The sequence below is a fragment of the Nevskia soli genome (assembly GCF_903970205.1).
Taxonomy (GTDB): Bacteria; Acidobacteriota; Terriglobia; order Bryobacterales; family Bryobacteraceae; genus Bog-113.
The window spans coordinates 1-2,883 of the sequence record NZ_CAJCHS010000032.1; the positions used below are offsets into that span (position 1 = coordinate 1).

Annotated in this window: 4 protein-coding genes; 2 read left to right on the forward strand and 2 right to left on the reverse strand. The window is 63.0% G+C overall.

What is annotated here, in order from left to right; genetic code table 11:
- Together ribD and ftsY are read right to left on the reverse strand one after the other, a co-directional pair.
- A partial coding sequence (ribD, locus tag H1Y01_RS01765) for a bifunctional diaminohydroxyphosphoribosylaminopyrimidine deaminase/5-amino-6-(5-phosphoribosylamino)uracil reductase RibD (protein WP_180538376.1) occupies positions 1-639 on the reverse strand: 639 nt, incomplete at its 3' end.
- A complete protein-coding gene (gene ftsY / locus H1Y01_RS01770; RefSeq protein WP_180538377.1) occupies positions 636-1,583 on the reverse strand; it encodes a signal recognition particle-docking protein FtsY in 948 nt (315 codons plus the stop codon). The genes ribD and ftsY, both read right to left, overlap by 4 nt.
- Before the next feature lie 61 nt (positions 1,584-1,644).
- Between ftsY and H1Y01_RS01775 the strand changes: the two genes are divergently transcribed.
- Complete coding sequence (locus H1Y01_RS01775; protein WP_180538378.1) at positions 1,645-2,103, forward strand: hypothetical protein; 459 nt, start codon at positions 1,645-1,647, stop codon at positions 2,101-2,103.
- Positions 2,104-2,883: CAF17-like 4Fe-4S cluster assembly/insertion protein YgfZ (ygfZ, locus tag H1Y01_RS01780; RefSeq protein WP_180538379.1), on the forward strand; the 780-nt coding region annotated here is incomplete at its 3' end. It lies immediately after the preceding gene.

A 2,883-nucleotide genomic window follows, 5' to 3' on the forward strand; every position in this document is an offset into this window, starting at 1 on the left:
TCGCTCGAGCCCCGTCCGGTCCGTCAGCAGACAGTCATCCGCCAGCACGGTTCCGATCCCCGTCAGCATCGCATCCGATTCATGCCGCAGTTGTTGCACGTGCCGCCGCGCGGTCTCGCTCGTCAGCCACCCGCGGTTGTCATCAGGAGCCGCAATCTTCCCATCCAGCGTAAGCGCCGTCTTCAGCGTCACCAGCGGTTTGCGCGTCCGCATGAAATGGAAGAACGGTTCATTGAGCGCTTCCGCTTTGGCGCGCACCGCGTCGGTTAGGATCACCTCGACGCCGGCTTCGCGCAGCTTCCGGAACCCATCGCCGCGTACCAGCGGATTCGGATCTTCCATGGCTGCAATCACGCGCGCGACCCCGGCCGCAATCAGCGCATCCGCGCACGGCGGCGTCCGCCCGTGATGCGCGCAGGGTTCCAGGTTGATATAGAGCGTCGCCCCCCGCGCCCGTTCGCCCGCTTCCCGCAACGCCACGATCTCGGCGTGATCCCGTTGCGGATAGACGTGGAAGCCGTGCCCCACCACCGCGCCGTCGTTCACCAGCACCGCGCCCACCATCGGATTCGGACTGGTGCGCCCTTTCCCTTTGGCCGCCAGTTCGAACGCCTCGCCCAGATACTCCGCGTCGGTCATTCGAATAGCGAGTCGATGAACGCTTCCGGCTCAAACGGCAGCAGGTCATCCACTTTCTCGCCCACGCCGATGTAGCGGATCGGCAGCCCCAGTTCGCGCGCGATCGCCACCACGATGCCGCCCTTCGCGGTCCCATCCAGCTTCGTCAATACGATCCCCGTGACGCCGGACGATTCCGTGAACTTGCGGGCCTGCTCGAGTCCGTTCTGCCCGGTCACCGCGTCCAGCACCAGCAGCACTTCATGCGGCGCGTCCGGAACCACGCGCTGCGCCGTCCGCCGCATCTTCTCGAGTTCCGCCATCAGGTTGGTCTTGGTCTGCAGCCGGCCCGCGGTGTCGACGATCACGTAGTCCACCTTGCGCGCCTTGGCCGCCGTGAGCGCGTCGAACACCACCGCGCTCGGGTCGGAGCCCGGCTTCTGACGGATCACATCGGTCGCGGTGCGCTCGCCCCACACTTCCAATTGCTCGATCGCGGCCGCCCGGAAAGTGTCCGCCGCCGCGAACAATACGCTCCGCCCTTCGCCATGAAACCGATGCGCCAGCTTCCCGATCGTCGTCGTTTTCCCGGCGCCATTCACACCCACCACCATCACCACAGCGGGCGGTTCCGCCACCCGCGGCATCGGCCGATCCGAGCCTTCCAGAATCTCCAGCAGATGCTGCTTGATCAGCCCGCGCAGTTCCGCCGCATCCCCAAGCTGATGCCGCTCGACGCGCTCGCGGATGCGGTCCAGGATTTCGGTTGTGGTCTTCACCCCGATATCGGCGCCGAGCAGCGAGTACTCCAGCTCCTCCAGAAGATCGGCATCGATCTCGCGAGAACCCGCGATATCCTCCAGAGCCGAAACCAGACCCGCGCGCGTCTTTTGCACGCCGAGCTTCAGCTTCTCGAGAAGCGTCGGCTCCTGCGGCACCGAGCCGAACAGGGTCTGGATGGCCATGAACTACGATTCTAACGTTTGGGGCGAAGTGGTCATCTCGCTATCATGATGACTGCCAACCATGGATTTCATTCTGCCGTTTCTCGCCCGCTGGGTTCACATCGTTTCCGGAATGATCGTGCTCGGCGGAATGCTCTTCGCGGCGCTAGCATTGCTGCCGGGACTTAAGGGCTCCGCGACCGAGCAATCGATGGGCGATACCATCGCCGCGCGATTCCGGCCGTGGTTCCTGCTGGGTGTGCTCGGGCTGCTCGTTTCCGGCTTCTATAACTACTACCGGCACGTTGTTGCGAAAGACGTCCCCTCGATGTACCACATGATCTTCGGGATGAAGTTCCTGCTGGCCCTGCACGTGTTCGCGGTGGGGTATCTCGCGCTGGGGCATAACAAGCCGAAACGCGCGCGGCTGATCGGCGGCGTGGTGATTTCGGGGCTCGTGGTGGTTGTGTTGTCGAACTGGATGCGCGTGCTGTCGCTTGAAGCATTGATGCATCCGATCGTGTTGCCTGCGATCAAGTAAATGACCGAAGGATACAAGGCGCTCACCGAAGCCGCTGCTCTGATCGATCTCTCCGAGCGGACGCGGATTCGCGCGACGGGCGACGATCGAGCCCGCCTGCTGCACGCGCTCACGACGAACCACATCCAACAGATGCTGCCCGGACACGGCTGCTATGCCTTCTTTCTCAACGCGAATGGCCGCGTGCTGAGCGACGCCAATCTGCTGGTGTTTGCGGAACATATCCTGATCGATGCCGAACCGGAAGTTCACGATGCGCTGTGGGCGCATCTGGACCACTACATCATTGCGGATGACGTCACGCTGCAGGACGACACGGAGACGACGTTCTGCCTTGGGGTGGAAGGGCCGAAGTCCAGGGAGATATTGTGCGCAGTTGGAGCGCCCACGCCCGCGAACGATCTGGCGCACGAGGGGTGGATGGATCTGACGGTCGCGCATGCGTCTGCAACGGGCGCAGAGGGGTATCGGATCTTTGGTCCGGCGGAACGCAAGCGGGCAGCGATGGATCTTCTTTATCTGATCGAAGCGAGCTCCGAGGATTGGGAGATTGTTCGTCTGGAGAATGGGCGGCCGCGTTACACCGTCGATTTCACGGCGGCGAATATCGCTGCCGAGACGGGCCAGAAACACGCGCTGCACTTTCAGAAGGGCTGCTATCTCGGGCAGGAGATTGTAGAACGCGTGCGTTCCCGCGGTCACATCAATAAGCAGTTAGTCGCAATGGAGTTTGAGGGACACGTAGCGCCGGAGCCTGGTGCCGATGTAATCGCCGATATG